Raw genomic sequence first — 15,729 nt, 5'->3', positions numbered from 1 at the left:
GCAAATGGTGACCAAATGAAATGCAAAAATAAATGCATAATTGGCACTTCAAACGCTATCAAAAATACAAAGCCAAGCAGATTACTTTGTGCACCATCTTTCTTATGGTAAGTAAAGTGCTGCTCGCCACTAAAACTTTCTGACTGTTTTTAGCTTAGTATTTTTCATTGCTGAGTACCGTGCGGTTGCGAAGCGGCCTATTTCTTTGGTAGGAAATAAGTTGTTCATTCGATACGGCCTTTATCAGCCATTGGTTATACCTATAAGCAACATTGCAAAAATTCATAAGAACCTTGAGTTTGTTAAGCGCTCTCGGTTTGTAAAGCGTTACAATTTCTCAGGATTTCCAAATGTTGAAATTGAACTGATTGAGCCTGTGGGGAAAGTTAAGAGCGTATTCATCGGCGTTGATAGTGCTGAACAGTTTATCTCGGCTGTATTAGCTGAGGCATCACGGTATAACCATAAATAAAAACCATAATAAATAAAGGACAGGCACAAATTTTTTGCAAAATCATAGTGAGTGGCTTTTAAAGTAAATAAAGCTATTAAGTACATAAAAAATGAAAGGGCAGTAGTGTTTTCATCGATGGCTTTTGACGTTAGACAAAAGATAAAACATGCCTGTCCTTTTTTTCATTATGTGACTTTTAATTTGACTTTTTTTTCCACTTAATTTTAAAAGCAACTTTATTTTCATTAAGCTCTAAAAACATTGCAGTTTTAATTTTATTTTGTGTCTCTTTGCTGTATTTAGATTTTTCATCTATAGCTATGAAAATTTGCTTTTTGAATTGACTATAAATTGATATTAATTTTTCTACAGCTGGAACATCCATATTCTTAAACAGTAAACTGTCATGAATTAAACAAGGAAGAATGGTATTTTCTAAAAAAGTTAAGTCAAAACAGATCATATCCGCAAAACCTTTCCCTGTACCTCGGTCATCCCCATGATCAAATATGTAATCATTTTTTAGAAAAGATATTTTAGGGCTAATTGGATTGTCGCTATATATCTTTTCAATAAAGGAATTCATTCCATTATTTATTAATAACTCCATTTCATTAACTGAATCAACTAATGCGTTACCAATATTTTCTTTAAGCTCACTTAACCCTGTTTTCGCATCATCGCTTTTGCTCCAAAATTCATTTTGAAGCCTAAGATTATGCTGGTATCGATCAAGTTCCATCAACCTTTCAAGTAGATAAACAGATTCTTCTTTTGAATCTACTATTTTTAAAAGCTCATTATCAATTTTGTTAACGTCAATTTTTGATAATTCGATCCTTTCAAGAATTAATGACTTTTCTTCTTGAAGTTGGTCTTTTAATATCTTTGTGATGCCAAGGTGAAAGCTTTCAACTTTTTGTAATTTATCTTTATCAATCTCGGGAAAAAACTCAACTACTGAGTTAAAGCTTTTACTATTTCTAACAATATTTCCTGACAAATTAGAGTCAATTCTAATGAGTTTTGTATTCAATTCTTGCTGTAAATCAATCAGTCTATCTTTTTCTGTTTTAAGAGATAGATTTCTTTCATTAATAATGGACTTAATGTCAGTAATATTAATTCTTAAGGATTTTTTAATAGCTTCAATTTCAGCGCCAACACCGACCAGTTCAATTTCATTTTTCTTAGCTTGAACTTTGGTTACCTTTTTTATGGCACCTGAATTAAAGGTTCCATTAATGTCATTCTTTAACTTTGTTGCTATTACTTTATCTTTTTCAAAGCTCTCTATTACGCCGTACTTACCAAATATTTTCAGAGTTCGTTTTCTAATTGCATCCCAATTTTCTTTGCTAACAATATCTAATGGACGTTTATCATTGTAATTATTTCTTTGGTAAATTCTAAAAAAGCCGCTTACACACTCCCTAAAAGATGTGGCTTCATTTTTAGGAAAATATTTACTTTTAAGGAATTCGTTGTATTCCTTACTTGTTATGTGATCCTGATACTCCACTCGATATATTTGATCAATATTAGCCGTATCCCTGATGAACGAATACGGTTTTTCAAATTCAAACTCAATGCCAACTTTAAAGTTACCGACATTACGAATAACATCATCACATTTAGACGGGAAATCATTTCCACCAAAAACAAAGTCAATCAGCATTAATATTGATGATTTACCAATAGAGTTATGAGCATCATCAGCTCCTACAACCGCATTTAAACCTGCTTCAAAAGTAATCGGATTCTTAATCAGTTGTTCACAACTAATGGATTTAAGCATGTTTAATTACTCCATTTTCTTCATCCAAAATAACCTTCCCTAAAATAAACAATAAATCTAATACATCAATAAAATCAGCCATATCAATAAACAATTTTTTTTGATTGCAGTAAAGCTCTTCTACTGAACTATCACCCTCTAGTTTTGCCAAAAGCAAGGAAGCTCTGTAAATACAGCTTTCATTAATCGAGACAGTTTTGTTTGGAACTAGCATTTAGAATAAACCTCGCAGTTCTGTATGAAAAAAGAAACCAGAACTTCAGATTTTGATCTATCAGTAATCCCTGTATTTGTCATGAACCAATCCGTCATTTTCTCAAATATTTCGTCTTGGTTAAAACCTTTCATAAATAAAAGAACATAATAACTTTTAACTTGTGTACATATGAATGTAGATTTGGCTTTTTCTTGTTTTTCAAGATCTTTAAGTGCCTCTTTGATAGGGATAAAAAAAGTCAAAATAAATTGACTTACTTTTGTCTGATTAATGAATCCAAACGTTTCATCTAGCTTATCTGAAAGCTTTAGCGCATCGTATGAAAGCATGGTCATTTCAATACTGTTTCCATCGAGTAAACCAATTTTATTAGCTACAATAGAAATGTCTTTATGTAGAGTTTGTTTATCCCATACTTTAGACAGCTCTTTTATTTTATTGATTTCATTTTTAATTGCGACGAGCTGTCTATATTCTTCAACTGTTTTTTGAGTATCATAAATTTTATGACACTCTTTACATAGAGCTATGAAATTTTCTTCACAATCTATGTCGTTAGAAAGGAGTTCTTCATCTTTTAAAATAGCAAGTTCGTGTTTGGTTGCATTCAAGGGGTAGATATGTGCAACATCGAAGACTCTCACATTTTTATTTTCTTTCTTAACAACGAGATCTCTTCTGCATAAGGGACAAGAACCATCAACTTCACAAAGTAAGCTCATTTTCACTGTGTCATTTACATCGGCACGTCTTACTTTTATTGACAAAATTTACAACTCCTTTTTAGAGTACAGCTCAACTACGATAGTCACATAACGCTTATTGAACACCATTTTGGTGGTTTATAACACTAAAACAGCCTATATTACGTACTCTGATAATTTCATCAATAATTACTTTTGTAAACAAGTAATTAAAAGAGCAAAAATTCAAGGCTTGTTATTTTGATCCAAAACGGCAGTTAATAATGGCTGATAGCTGATAGCTGATAGCTGATAGCTGACGGCTTACAGCTTCTTTTTAGCTACTTTTAAACCCAATTCTAAAACCGCCCCAGTGTTTGCCATTTACATAAATGGGTACTGATAGGTCATGTAAAATTTCACCGGTATCACGTTTGTAGGTTTGTAATAAAAAGCTCTCAGTGTGGCTGCCACAGCGGCTGCCGGTGGCATCGTTGAAAATACGTTTAGTGCGGTTGTTTACTAAATCTTGTTGGTAATTGCCGGTTAGTGGCTGGCTGTAGCGCTTATTGTGGGTAGGGAAGTAACCTTTTTTGTCGACCGCTCCAGCAAACAGGATTTGTTTATTTTCAAGGATTGGTTCTTGAATTGGCGGTAAAACTTTATCGGTTAAGCTGTCGTAGTCGGTGCTGTACTTGGTTGGGTTACTATTGGGTATTTCTCTGTAATCTTGAGAAAATAACTGTTTTTCGCTCAGTTGTGATGTTGCCAGCAGTTCAGTGAATTTAGTTGATATGGCAGAGCTGGCCTCAAGTGCCGCTTCTAAAATAGGTTTAAAGAATGCATTGTGCTCTACTTTATTGAGCTCTCGAAAAATAGTTTCAGAACCCAGTGATAAATTAGACGCTTGCTCTGAGATTGAAGTACTTTTTGTGGATACTTCAGCGAGTAGGTGGCTGATGCTACCAACCGAGGTATTAATTTGTGTGGTTGCGTGTTGAAAAGCACTGACTGCTTGCTGCATGTTTTCAAGTGTTGAAGATGATTCACTAATATCGTGATTGATTGCTAAAAATGATTGAGTGACGTTCTCTAGTTGTTGTTTTACTGAGTCACTGCGGGTTGATACTTGTTTCATGTCGTCATTTGTTTGCATGCTATTGGCATTAATTTCAGTCAACATATCAGCAATTTGTTTAGTGGCTTGATTAGTTTTATTGGCTAGGTTTCTTACTTCATCAGCAACAACAGCAAAGCCTCGGCCTTGTTCACCTGCGCGAGCCGCTTCAATGGCCGCATTTAGTGCCAGCAAGTTGGTTTGCTCGGCGATGGTTTGAATAACTTGGGTAATGCTTTGAATATCTGTGGCGCTTTTTAGCAGTAGATCGAGTTGCTGAGACACTTTATCAATGGAGCCAGATAACGAGTCTATTTGCTCTGTGGCCAGTTGCAGGCGCTGATCAGCAGAACTCGATGCCTTTGTTGTTTGCATCATTGCTTGGCTAACTGTGGTTATGTTATTAGTCAGCTCACTACTATTGTGGGATAGCGCTTGGGTTGCTTGGCTAACGGCTTCACTTTCGCTATAACAGCCATCAATTTCTTTGGCTAAACTATCAATATAAAATGCAACTTCTGCGGCACCAATCGCATTTTTAGACGTTGCCTTAGTGATATTATCAGCAACCTTAGTAATAACTGCATGTTGATCAGGTTCAGGTTTAACTTGAGCTTTTTTAGCAAAAACTTTCTCCCGAAAAAACAGCAGTGCGCTTAATGCTGTTAGCAGTAGCGCGCTAACGAGAGTCAGCTGTGCAAAAAAGTACAGTGCAGCAATAACGAAATAGAATAATGTATAAAACAGTGAGTTTAAATTCATGCCATTGGCCTTTTTTTATTGTAATTTTTAGTCTTGAATATAAAACAAACTAAATCAATTATTTTTTAGTCTTGAATATAAAACAAACTAAATCAATTATTAAAAGGTCTTATATGGTTATAAGTATGCCATTAAAAAAGCCAACCCCAAGGTTGGCTTTTTGCAGTAATCTATTGCAGTAATGAGCAGCAACTCATTTTAGTAAGTTGCACTGCCTTTGGTGCGTGGGAAGGCGATCACGTCACGTACGTTGCCCATACCAGTTACATAAGCAACTAAACGCTCAAAACCTAGGCCAAAGCCTGAGTGCGGTACAGTGCCATATTTACGTAGGTCGCGGTACCAGCTGTAGTCTTCTTTGTTTAAGCCCATTTCTTCTAAACGTGCATCAAGTACGTCAAGACGTTCTTCACGTTGCGAACCACCAATGATCTCGCCAATACCTGGTGCTACAACGTCCATTGCAGCAACGGTTTTGCCGTCTTCATTTTGGCGCATGTAGAATGCTTTAATATCACGCGGGTAGTTTTTAATAACGACCGGTGCTTTAAAGTGTTCTTCTGCTAAATAACGCTCGTGCTCAGATTGTAAGTCAACACCCCATTCAACGGCGTATTCAAATTTCTTGCCACAGCTTTTTAGAATTTCCACTGCATCTGTGTAATCAACTTGTGCAAAATCTTTCTCAACAAATTCTTCAAGACGGGTAATGGCTGTTTTCTCAACGCGTTGCGCAAAAAATTCCATATCATCACGACGTTCTTCAAGTACCGCTTTGAACACATACTTAAGCATGTTTTCAGCCAATTTGGCGATATCTTCTAAATCGGCGAAAGCAACTTCTGGCTCGACCATCCAAAACTCTGCCAAGTGGCGTGAGGTATTTGAATTTTCTGCACGGAAAGTAGGACCAAAGGTATAAATTTTTGACATTGCTGAGGCGTAAGTCTCACCATTTAACTGACCTGATACCGTAAGAAATGCTTCTTTACCGAAGAAATCTTCGCTGTAATCAACATCGCCTGTATCAGTACGCGGCAGGTTTTGCATATCAAGTGTTGATACGCGGAACATTTCGCCCGCACCTTCACAGTCACTTGCAGTGATGATAGGGGTGCTGATCCAGTAATAACCTTGCTCATGGTAGAAACGGTGAATAGCTTGCGCTAAACAGTTACGTACGCGTGTTACCGCACCAATCATATTGGTACGTGGGCGAAGGTGAGCGTGCTCACGTAAATACTCAATGCTGTGGCGTTTTGCCGACATTGGGTATGAATCTGGGTTTTCTACCCAGCCAAGTACCTGTACGCTATTTGCTTGAATTTCGAAAGATTGACCTTGGCCTGCTGATTGTACTAAAACACCGGTAACTGACACAGAGCAACCGGCTGTTAGGCTAGTAACTTCATCATAATTATTAAGTGAATTAGGTACTACCGCCTGAATAGGATCAAAACACGAACCGTCATGAACGGCTAAAAATGAAATTCCTGCTTTTGAATCGCGGCGTGTACGGATCCAGCCTTTAATTGTTACTTGGCTGTCTACCGCAACCTTGCCTTTTAATAGCTCTGAAATCGCTAAGTGGCTCATCTTCACTCCAATGATATAAGTTGCCTACATTAATATGTGCGCCATCGCACTTGAACGGTGTATCTTACCTTTGAATGTAAAATAAAAAAACATTCAAAGGTAACTCTTTGCTTATTCTTTTGCATTTTTATGATTTTTTGTCGTTAAAAACCCGTCACTTTAATTTTTCGTGATAAAAAACAACTTAGATCATAATTTAAAGGTGATTTTCACTGCGATCAAAACCGGTTTTGTGGCATTATGTGAAATTACGATATTTAAACTAACTTGCTAAACATATAGGTATTATGAAACAAGTCTTTATTTTACGTGGTTTACCAGGGTGTGGTAAGTCTTATTATGCGCAAAACCTAGCCGATGAAATGGTAGCGGGCGATCCAAGCCAATACTTAATTTGTTCTACCGATGATTATTTTTATAATGAACAAGGTGACTATCAGTTTGATAAGTTCAAGCTGTCGCAATACCACAATTTAAATTTAGCCCGTTTTATAAATGCGTTGGCGCAAGAGATCCCTCTGATCATTGTCGATAATACCAATATCAAAAAATGGGAATTTATTGCTTATAGCCAAGCCGCTGTTGCACTGGGCTACCAAGTTAAAGAAGTGATAGTGGGTGAAGTAAAAGATAAATCAATGCAGCACCTGTATGCCAAACGCAATAGCCATAATATTCCATTAAAAATGATCAGCAAAATGGCTTACATGTTTGAGTGGTAGCACCCAAACGCGATGTAGTTTGGGTGCTGGCTTTATCAGTTATATTTGCTCATTGATACTTGCTCAGTAATGTTTGCCTGCAATTGCGTCGTAAATCGCATTTGCCAACATGGTTATATCCTCTTCGCTGCTAATATACGGTGGCATTAAATAGATAAGCTTACCAAATGGGCGGATCCAGACATGTTGGCTGATGAAGAAAGCTTGGATCTTGGCAACATTGATTACAGTATCGAGTTCAACTACACCTATTGCGCCAAGTGTTCTTACCTCAACAACCTGCTCAAGCTCACTGCAACGCTGTAATGCTTGCAGCGCATCGTTTAAATGGGTTATTTGCGCTTGCCAATCTTGTTCAATTAATAAATCAATACTTGCACAAGCCACTGCACAGGCCAGTGGGTTACCCATAAAGGTTGGGCCATGCATTAATACACCGGCTTCACCTTCGCTGATACCAATGGCTATCTTATCTGTGGTTAAGGTGGCTGATAAGGTCATCATGCCACCTGTGAGTGCTTTGCCTATACATAAAATATCGGGCTCTATATCTGCATGTTCTACAGCAAATAACTTACCAGTACGGCCAAATCCAGTGGCTATTTCGTCACAAATTAACAGTACGTCATATTCTGTGCATAACTTACGCACGGTTTTTAAATACTCAGGGTGATAAAAGTTCATGCCACCGGCATTTTGCACGATTGGTTCAATAATAAACGCTGCTATGTGTTGATGATGCTGTGCGAAATACTCAGTAAGTCGTTGTGCTTCTTGCTGATCAAAAGCGTGGCTAAATTGGCTTACTGGCGCTGGCACAAATACATGCTCGGGTAAAAACCCTTGGTATAGCGAGTGCATTGAGTTGATAGGATCACATACACTCATCGCTGCAAAGGTATCGCCATGATAGCCTTTTAACGGCGTCATTAGTTTTTGCTTGCTGGTGATACCTTGGCTGAGCCAGTACTGCAACGCCATTTTTATCGCCACTTCAACACACACTGAGCCGCTATCTGCTAAAAACACTTTTTGTAATTTGCTTGGTGTGATTGCGACCAGCTTTTTACACAGCTCTACTGCAGGCGCGTGGGTTAGCCCGCCAAACATCACATGACTCATTTTATCAACTTGCTCGATCGCGGCATTTTTTAATACTGGGTGGCCATAACCATGGATGGCGCTCCACCAAGAAGCCATACCATCTATGAGCACTTCACCCGTGGCTAAGAAAATACGATTATCTTGGGTGTGACTAACAGGGTACACAGGCAAAGGTTGAGTCATCGATGTATAAGGGTGCCAAATGTGCTGGCGATCAAAATCAAGGTCTATCGTGTGTTTTTTATTCATTGGTAAGCTTAATGCTGGTTGAGTTCGTTGACAATGTTACGGCAAGTCGTAGACTAAGCCAATATCACCGTCATGAAAAATAAAAAGAGAGAGTTATGGAGTTTGCAGCTGTTCGCCACGATTGGACACATCAACAAGTAAAAGCCTTATTTGAAATGCCGTTTAACGATTTATTGTTTAAGGCCGCGTCGGTACATCGTGCTAATTTTAATCCTAATGAAGTGCAAATATCGACTTTACTGTCAATTAAAACAGGCGCCTGCCCAGAAGACTGTAAATATTGCCCGCAATCGGGTCACTATAAAACTGATTTAGAACGCGAACGTCTGCTTGAAGTTGAAAAAGTGGTTGAACAAGCGCGGTTAGCAAAACAAAAAGGCGCGACTCGCTTTTGCATGGGGGCTGCATGGTCGGATCCTAAAGACAGAGACATGCCGTATATTTCGCAAATGGTGAAAGAAGTGAAAGAGCTTGGCCTTGAAACCTGTATGACACTAGGCATGCTGGATAATCAAAAAGCCCATGCACTGCGCGATGCCGGCCTTGATTATTACAATCATAACCTCGATACCTCGCCAGAATACTATGAGCAAATTATCACTACCCGTACGTTTCAAGATCGTCTTGATACAATCGGTAATGTACGCGATGCCGGTATGAAAGTGTGCTCAGGCGGTATTGTTGGTATGGGTGAACAAGCAGCCGATCGTTTTGGTTTATTAATGCAGCTAGCTAATCTACCGCAACAACCAGAGAGTGTGCCAATTAATATGCTGGTTAAAGTAAAAGGCACACCACTGGAGAGCGTTGATGATTTAGACCACTTTGAGTTTATTCGTACCATTGCCACAGCACGTATTATGATGCCACACAGTTATGTACGGTTATCAGCAGGGCGTAATGCGATGAATGAACAAATGCAGTCAATGTGCTTTTTTGCCGGTGCTAATTCAATTTTTTATGGTGATAAACTATTAACCACAGAAAACCCAGAAGCCGATGCCGATATGAAGTTAATTAAAAAATTAGGCATGAACCCTGAAAAACGCCACGATTATTCAGACGAAGCCTATGAAGCGTCGTTATCGTCAGCGGTAGCAGATAAAGCAACCTCAGAGATGTTTTACGAAGCCTAAAGCGCTCAGTAATAGGATAATGGTTTAAAGTATCGCGTTGAAGGTTAAAGCATTTATGTCATTTGAATTTATAAACACCCATTTAGATGAACGCAAAGCACAGCAGCTACTGCGTAAACGCTATGTAGTACAAAGTGCAACGGCGCGCACAATCACGGTTAATGATAAAAGCTACCTTAACTTTGCGAGTAACGATTACTTAGGGTTTGGTGATTCACCGGTGGAGTTACCCAGCGCGCCATTGTTAGGTAGTCACAGCTCAGCATTAGTTACGGGTTATCAACAACCACAGCAAGCGCTTGAGCAAGCTTTATGTAGTGCTTTGGGTTATCAAGCTGGCATGCTGTTTAATTCAGGCTTCAGCGCAAATAGCAGTGTTATTAAGGCGTTGTTTCAAGATAAAGCGACGGCGCAACACAGTGCTATTTTTCAAGATAAGTTAAACCATGCCAGTTTAATTGATGGCGCATTACACGCCAACGCAGCTTTAATACGCTTTAACCATAACGATATAAACCATCTTCGTTCACGATTAGAGAAATCAAAAGCGCGCAATAAGCTAATCATTTCTGAGGGCGTGTTCTCGATGGATGGCGATACCGCGCCAATTAAAGCGCTATTCGCCTTAGCAAAACAGCATAATGCCTGGTTAATGATAGACGACGCTCATGGTTTTGGTGTGCTGGGTAAAACCGGGCTGGGTAGTTGTGAGTCATTAATCAATGAAGCGTGTATGCCAGATATTTTAGTGATCACCTTTGGTAAAGCCGTTGCTAGTAGCGGGGCGTGCGTATTAGGCTCGCAGCATTTTATAGAGTATATGCTGCAGTTTAATCGTGATTATACCTATTCAACCGCTATGTCACCGTTTATTGCCTCTCATACCTTGGCACGTATTAAAAGTATAAGAGACGCTAACGACAAGCGAGCTAAATTAAACGCCAATATTGCGCTGTTTAAGCGCTTAGCGGCTGAACAGCAGATTGCGCTAATGGACTCCAATACCGCGATTCAGCCAATCGTTTTAGGCTGCGCTGAGCAAACGTTAAAAGCCAGTGAGCAATTAAAGCAGCAAGGTATTTGGCTAACGGCTATTCGCCCGCCAACCGTTTTACACAATACCTCGCGTTTGCGTATTACCTTAAGTGCAGCCCACACTCATGACGATATTAAACAACTCGTTGGTAGTTTACAAAAGGCCATAGCATGATAAGCCCGCAGGCAATTAAAGCTAAGCCAGTTAGTTCCTCGGCTGTGTGTATAGCGGCTCAGGTTTTAAAAAAAACCACTGCGCATAACTTTTCAAAAGCAGCAAACAGTTACAGCCAGCATGCCAATGTGCAAAAACAAGCGGCTAATGATTTATTTAAACTCATTACTGCAAACCCTAACAAGCTCTGTGTTGACCTAGGGGCAGGGCCGCTGGTTAATACTCAGGCTTTAAAGGCATTATTTGGCCAAGTTATTGCTATAGATTTAAGTTTTGACATGCTAAAAAGCAGTGCCTTAAATACCCCAAAACTGTGCGCCGATATGGATAATTTACCGCTGCAAGCAAACAGTATTGATGTGGTTTTTAGTAATTTTGCGCTCCAGTGGTCTGCTGATTTTGAAACGCTAATGCACTCGCTTTATCAAGCATTAAAGCCAGGCGGGCAAGCCTATATTAGTACGGTTGTTGCAGGATCATTAAATGAGATAAAAACTGCCTTTGCAGCGCTTGATTCCCATAGTCATATTAATCAGTTTGCAAGTCATAGTAATATAAACCAATCGGTCGAAAAGGCAGGGTTTAAGATCAACGCCTCAAATAAAGTAATTTATACCGATCAACACAGCAGTGCATTAGCGGCTATAAAATCGATTAAGGCTATTGGTGCCACCACCCACAATCACGCAACAAGTCGCCGTGGTTTATTAACTAAATCAGCACTAAAAAAAGTCTGTGATGCCTATCCGCTTTCAAACAATAAAGCCCATGTATCTTACCATGTGGTATTGTTATCATTAGAAAAAGCCCAGTAAAAATAATAAGGCCACGCCATGAACCAGTTTTTTATTACCGGTACAGATACCGATGCCGGTAAAACCCATGTAACCAGTTTGCTGTTAAAGTTACTCGCACAACATAAAAAGCGTGCAATAGGTTTTAAGCCGATTGCCTCTGGGTGTGAAATGGCATTTGAGCAGCTCGTTAATGCCGATGCGCTAATGCTAATGGAAAGTGCCACAGTAAACGCTAAATACGACATTATTAACCCATTTGCATTTGCGCCGCCAATAGCTCCCCATATAGCTGCAGAGCAAGCGGGTATAAATATAACAGTAGAAAAGCTCAGCACGGCTTATCAAAATGTTAAGCAACAAGGCGCAGATTATCTGTTAACAGAAGGCGCGGGCGGCTGGGTATTACCTATTAATAATAACGAGTATTTATATGACTGGGTAAAAGCAGAGCAACTGCCGGTTATATTAGTCGTCGGTATGAAGTTAGGCTGTATAAATCATGCATTACTTAGTGCTGCGCATATGCAAAGTTTAGGGATTAACTGTGTAGGTTGGATCGCAAACCAAGTTGATGCCACTATGGATGAATACCAAGCAAACCTAGACTCACTCAAAACACGTTTACCATTTCCACTGCTTGCCATTAGCCCATACACAGAGCAAACCCCTAAATTACAAATTTATAAAACCCTACTTGAAAAATTATCAATAAATCCATAAATAACCCTTGTGTTGTGACATAGTTTGTCACAGAATGGCGCTGACGTTATGACATAGTGTGTCATAACGCAGTGATTGCTCAAAGCCGATCAAACATAGTAAATCGCTCAGCAATAAATGTTATTTTTGGAGAACTCGTATGAAACGTGTATTTTTGTTTTTATTAACTAACCTCGCGGTTATGTTGGTATTAGGTGTGGTGCTTTCAATAATAATGAGTGCGCTGGGCTTAAGCCATCGTAGCCTTGGCGGAATTTTACTAATTGCGACTGTATTTGGTTTTGGTGGCTCTTTTATTTCTTTATTCATGTCAAAATGGATGGCGAAAAAGTCAACCGGCGCTTATGTGATTGAGCAACCGCGTAACGAAACTGAGCACTGGTTAGTGCAAACAGTGGCTACGCAAGCTAAAAAAGCCGGTATTGCTATGCCGGAAGTGGCGATTTACGATAGCCCTGAAATGAATGCCTTTGCGACAGGCCCGAGTAAAAATAATTCGCTGGTGGCTGTAAGCTCTGGTTTATTACAGCATATGAGCCAAGATCAAGCCGAGGCGGTACTTGCTCATGAGGTTTCGCATATTGCCAATGGCGATATGGTTACGTTGACCTTGATCCAAGGTGTGGTGAATACCTTTGTTATTTTTGCCGCAAAAATACTGGCTGGCATTGTTGACAACTTTATCAATAGTGATGAAGAAGAGGGTGGCAGTAGCTGGACTTACTTCCTATTTGATATGTTATTCCAAGTATTATTTGGCGTATTGGCAAGTATAGTGGTTGCTCATTACAGCCGTAAACGTGAGTTTGCAGCCGATAACGGCGCAGCTCAGTTGGTAGGCGCAGATAAAATGCGTTCAGCACTAGAGCGATTAAAGCAAAACCACCCATCGCAATTAGAAGGCTCAATGATGGCGTTTGGTATTGCCAGTGGTAAAGGCATGGCTGAGTTGTTTTCATCTCACCCACCGCTTGACGCACGTATAGACGCACTACGTCGTTAAATTCAAGTTTTTCACAGTACTTGTAAACAAAAAGCCTGCATTTGCAGGCTTTTTTATTTTTAATGTTTTTTATTGCGATTGAATGATCTCAGTTATACCCTCCGGCGAGAGTATTTCAATCCAGTAACCGTCAGGGTCTTTAATAAAGGCGAGGCCTTTCATTGAGCCATCATCTGGTTTTTTCACAAACTCCACATCGTATTTAGCAAAGCGCTCACACGCAGCGTATACATCGGGTACGCTAATACCAATATGGCCAAAGCCTTTTGGTTCCTCATTACCGCTAACATAGCCCGTAAAGCTATCGTCGCTTTCAGTGCCCCAGTTATGAGTAAGCTCTATTAAAGCAGGGCGGCGAAACACCCACTGGGTTTTTTCTTTATCATCGCCTTCTGGCAAGTCTTGCTCATAGCCTAAAAAGTACAAGGTAAATTTCATACCCGGAAAGTCATACTTACCCAACAGCTTCATACCTAATATGTTTTGATAAAATGCCAGCGACGGTTTGGGATCTTTAATGCGTAACATAGTTTGCTGCATCACATAGCCCTCAGTGGCCTGTGCAACTTGCTCTGGAGATTCGTTATAGCGAGACATGAGATAATCCTTAATGAAATGACGGAAAAACCTTAATGGATTTAAAAAGGCAGGGTATACGCTCATCATAATCAACAGCAGCAAAAATTAAAACCACCGAGCTAAATTACCAGCCAGTGAGCTGAATGTTTTATAAGCAAAAAAATGGCATATTTAGCGATACTGTTTATTTATACAGTGTTTGTTTTTATCCCATAACATTATTAAAAGTCTTTTTGGTCTATTTTAACAATAGTCATTTTATAGCCTACGTAATTACATGTTTACATTGAAGTTGTTTAGTGGAATTATTAAGCAATGTAATATACGCCGTTTTGGGGTGTTATAAACCCCCAAAGTGGTGTTCAATAAGCTGTTAGCAGTACAAGCAAAGTTTCGGTGTAATTCCAAAGGAAGGTAAATGAAAGTATTTTTAAGTTGGTCTGGGGAAGTAAGTCATAAAGTTGCACTAACACTAAGGGACTGGATTCCATCTGTTATTCAATCAATTGAGCCTTATGTTTCGTCAGAAGATATAGATAAAGGTGCTCGTTGGAGTACTGATATTGCGTCAGAATTAGCAGATTCAAGTTATGGTATTTTATGTGTAACTAAAGAAAACTTGCATGCTCCTTGGCTTACATTTGAAGCAGGAGCACTTTCAAAAACAATGGATAAATCTTATGTCAGTCCATTCCTTTTTGATATTAAGAGGTCTGAAGTAAACGGACCAATCCTACAGTTTCAATCTACAATTTTTGAAAAAGAAGATGTTAAAAAGTTATTATTATCTTTAAACAAAGCAGACTCTACAGAGCAACTTACCTCTGAAAGATTAGAAAAAGCATTAGATGTTTGGTATCCAGATTTAGAGAGCCGATTAAATAAACTGATTGATGGGCAACCTAAGGTAGAAAAGCTTGAAGAAAATCAACAACAAGATTTAGTATCAAACCAAATTCTTGAAGAAATCCTCGATCTTTCTCGTGTTAATCAAAAATTACTAAGAAGCCCTAATCTTGATGTTCATAAAGAACTTGAAGGACTCCGAGTTATGTTAGGCGAAATTATTTCCCGTACGGAACGTGAAAAAGAAAATCGTATGAGAAAAAGGAAAAATTTTCACCCTCATATGTTGGAAGAGCTTTTGCACATGTCACCTCGATTTGAAAAAAACTTAACAGGCTTTCAAATAGTTATAAGCTTATTTCGTGAAGATTTTCCATGGATTTATGATGCAGGAATCGACCTTACAAGAACATTGCGCTCAAAGGTTGATCGTGACGAAAAACGTGACACTGTTGAGGCATTCCAAGAACTTATCGAATTATCATTTGAACACCCTCTTATGCGAGACATGCATATGCCAGATGAGCGAATGTACATGATGGCTAGAGAACTCCCTCATATTCTAAGAAGAATCCTAGTTCAGTATTTGTAACTGCTAATCGGGTAGCCGGAGGTCTCTAACCTCCAGCCCCCACACCACCCATCATGCGGGTCCGCAATGGGCGGTTCATCTCCCGTAATGAATGTTGATCCAAATATCTCTCAATGACACTAAACCTTGTGAAACTAAGTAGTT

At 39.1% G+C, this 15,729-nt stretch carries 15 protein-coding genes; 8 read left to right on the top strand and 7 right to left on the bottom strand.

All coding sequences use genetic code 11. The annotated features are described in order from the left end of the window. The first annotated feature begins 220 nt into the window (after window positions 1-220). Window positions 221-472: a hypothetical protein gene (locus ENH88_RS16595; RefSeq protein WP_304183897.1), complete on the top strand. Its 252-nt coding sequence runs from the start codon at window positions 221-223 to the stop codon at window positions 470-472. 178 nt (window positions 473-650) lie between these two features. Here ENH88_RS16595 and ENH88_RS16590 read toward each other — a convergent pair whose 3' ends face one another. The 5 genes from ENH88_RS16590 to asnS form a co-directional block, all read right to left on the bottom strand. Next, window positions 651-2,252, bottom strand: a complete 1,602-nt coding sequence (locus ENH88_RS16590) for a DUF2326 domain-containing protein (protein ID WP_304183895.1) — start codon at window positions 2,250-2,252, stop codon at window positions 651-653. Next, window positions 2,245-2,466 carry an ABC-three component system middle component 7 gene (locus ENH88_RS16585; protein WP_304183893.1) on the bottom strand — a complete coding sequence of 74 codons (222 nt, stop codon included), beginning with the start codon at window positions 2,464-2,466 and terminating at the stop codon, window positions 2,245-2,247. Before ENH88_RS16585 ends, ENH88_RS16590 begins: the two co-directional genes overlap by 8 nt. Then, complete coding sequence (locus ENH88_RS16580; protein ID WP_304183891.1) at window positions 2,460-3,236, bottom strand: ABC-three component system protein; 777 nt, start codon at window positions 3,234-3,236, stop codon at window positions 2,460-2,462. The genes ENH88_RS16585 and ENH88_RS16580 overlap by 7 nt, the downstream gene beginning before the upstream one ends. Window positions 3,237-3,489: 253 nt before the next feature. Beyond that, entirely contained in the window at window positions 3,490-5,031 is a 1,542-nt protein-coding gene (locus ENH88_RS16575) for a methyl-accepting chemotaxis protein (protein WP_304183889.1), read from the bottom strand. Between the two features lie 198 nt (window positions 5,032-5,229). Further along, window positions 5,230-6,627: an asparagine--tRNA ligase gene (gene asnS, locus ENH88_RS16570; protein WP_304183886.1), complete on the bottom strand. Its 1,398-nt coding sequence runs from the start codon at window positions 6,625-6,627 to the stop codon at window positions 5,230-5,232. A 287-nt stretch (window positions 6,628-6,914) separates the two neighbouring features. On the opposite strand from asnS, the gene ENH88_RS16565 reads away from it, so the two are divergent. Then, on the top strand, window positions 6,915-7,349 hold the full coding sequence (locus ENH88_RS16565; RefSeq protein WP_064666210.1) for an AAA family ATPase: 435 nt from the start codon (window positions 6,915-6,917) through the stop codon (window positions 7,347-7,349). Between the two features lie 63 nt (window positions 7,350-7,412). On the opposite strand, the gene bioA is transcribed toward ENH88_RS16565, so the two are convergent. Next, the gene (bioA, locus tag ENH88_RS16560) at window positions 7,413-8,702 is read right to left on the bottom strand and encodes an adenosylmethionine--8-amino-7-oxononanoate transaminase (RefSeq protein WP_304183884.1); all 1,290 of its coding nucleotides are present in this window, start codon (window positions 8,700-8,702) and stop codon (window positions 7,413-7,415) included. A 95-nt stretch (window positions 8,703-8,797) separates the two neighbouring features. Between bioA and bioB the strand changes: the two genes are divergently transcribed. The 5 genes from bioB (at window position 8,798) to htpX (ending at window position 13,568) form a co-directional block, all read left to right on the top strand. After that, a complete protein-coding gene (gene bioB / locus ENH88_RS16555; RefSeq protein ID WP_304183882.1) occupies window positions 8,798-9,838 on the top strand; it encodes a biotin synthase BioB in 1,041 nt (346 codons plus the stop codon). A 55-nt stretch (window positions 9,839-9,893) separates the two neighbouring features. Beyond that, window positions 9,894-11,048, top strand: a complete 1,155-nt coding sequence (locus ENH88_RS16550) for an aminotransferase class I/II-fold pyridoxal phosphate-dependent enzyme (RefSeq protein ID WP_304183881.1) — start codon at window positions 9,894-9,896, stop codon at window positions 11,046-11,048. Then, entirely contained in the window at window positions 11,045-11,863 is an 819-nt protein-coding gene (locus ENH88_RS16545) for a methyltransferase domain-containing protein (protein WP_304183880.1), read from the top strand. Before ENH88_RS16550 ends, ENH88_RS16545 begins: the two co-directional genes overlap by 4 nt. A gap of 18 nt (window positions 11,864-11,881) precedes the next feature. After that, window positions 11,882-12,565 carry a dethiobiotin synthase gene (gene bioD / locus ENH88_RS16540; RefSeq protein ID WP_304183879.1) on the top strand — a complete coding sequence of 228 codons (684 nt, stop codon included), beginning with the start codon at window positions 11,882-11,884 and terminating at the stop codon, window positions 12,563-12,565. Between the two features lie 139 nt (window positions 12,566-12,704). After that, complete coding sequence (gene htpX, locus ENH88_RS16535) at window positions 12,705-13,568, top strand: protease HtpX (protein ID WP_304183877.1); 864 nt, start codon at window positions 12,705-12,707, stop codon at window positions 13,566-13,568. Window positions 13,569-13,637: 69 nt separating this feature from the next. On the opposite strand, the gene gloA is transcribed toward htpX, so the two are convergent. Then, window positions 13,638-14,165 (bottom strand): lactoylglutathione lyase, encoded by a 528-nt coding sequence (gene gloA, locus ENH88_RS16530; RefSeq protein WP_304183874.1) that lies wholly within the window; start codon window positions 14,163-14,165, stop codon window positions 13,638-13,640. A 400-nt stretch (window positions 14,166-14,565) separates the two neighbouring features. Here gloA and ENH88_RS16525 point away from each other — a divergent pair, with 400 nt between their 5' ends. Then, window positions 14,566-15,585 (top strand): TIR domain-containing protein, encoded by a 1,020-nt coding sequence (locus ENH88_RS16525; protein WP_304183873.1) that lies wholly within the window; start codon window positions 14,566-14,568, stop codon window positions 15,583-15,585. Window positions 15,586-15,729: the final 144 nt, after the last annotated feature.

It is taken from the genome of Pseudoalteromonas prydzensis (assembly GCF_011050055.1).
In the GTDB taxonomy this organism is placed as follows: Bacteria; Pseudomonadota; Gammaproteobacteria; order Enterobacterales; family Alteromonadaceae; genus Pseudoalteromonas; species Pseudoalteromonas prydzensis_A.
Note: the sequence above shows the minus strand (reverse complement) of the source record. Positions and strands in the feature narration are given on the sequence as shown.